This is a genomic window from Staphylococcus sp. GDY8P120P, assembly GCF_017892065.1.
Taxonomy (GTDB): Bacteria; Bacillota; Bacilli; order Staphylococcales; family Staphylococcaceae; genus Staphylococcus; species Staphylococcus nepalensis.
This window is the reverse complement of record NZ_JAESKI010000066.1, coordinates 1-652: the sequence shown is the minus strand read 5'-3', so window position 1 is coordinate 652 and position 652 is coordinate 1. Positions and strand designations below refer to the sequence as shown.

2 protein-coding genes are annotated in these 652 nt (G+C 29.6%); both read right to left on the bottom strand.

All coding sequences use genetic code 11. The annotated features are described in order from the left end of the window. Positions 1-200: DUF3021 family protein (locus KA900_RS14690; protein WP_210139796.1), on the bottom strand; the 200-nt coding region annotated here is incomplete at its 3' end. Positions 201-220: 20 nt separating this feature from the next. Continuing rightward, positions 221-652 (bottom strand): LytTR family DNA-binding domain-containing protein (locus tag KA900_RS14685; RefSeq protein ID WP_210139795.1); only part of this gene is annotated, 432 nt, incomplete at its 5' end.

Genomic DNA, 652 nt, shown 5'->3' with positions numbered 1-652 from the left:
AAATGAATGAATAATTGCAGTAATAAAGGTATACTTTCTACTACATAAATACTAGATAATAAGCCACAAACAGCTCCAAAGAAATATATTCCTAATACATCACCAAAACCAATGCTCATGTGATTAGCTGCGAGAAAGATAATCGTGATGCTACTGCTAAATCCGACACCTTGTAACATTTCTTTTAAGGTTCTTTTCATTGAAATCCTCTCCTTATATGTTATATGCCTAATGCTTTATTTAAATTTTTGACGTATCTTCGAGATATAGACACTTTCTTGCCATTCGTAAGTGTAGCTATTAGATTACCTGAGAAGGATGGATTAACTTTCTTTATAAAATGAAAATTAATAATTGATGATTTAGATATTTTTATAAAGAAAGCGCCGGCCAACTTATGTTGTAATGTACTTAAAGCCATACGTGTTGTAAGTTCTTTTTCTGTTGTCGTAATTGTGATTTCTTTATAAAATATTTCAGCGAACATGATATCTGATTTACTGATCATGAATATACCTTCTGATGTTTTAATCCCTAGTTTATCTAAATTTGAAAATGTGAAATTATTAATGTGTTCTAATAAACTTTCACCTGTTTTTCTATCAAAAGTATTGATGTTTACTTCTGTTATAGTGCGAACTTCGTCTACTTT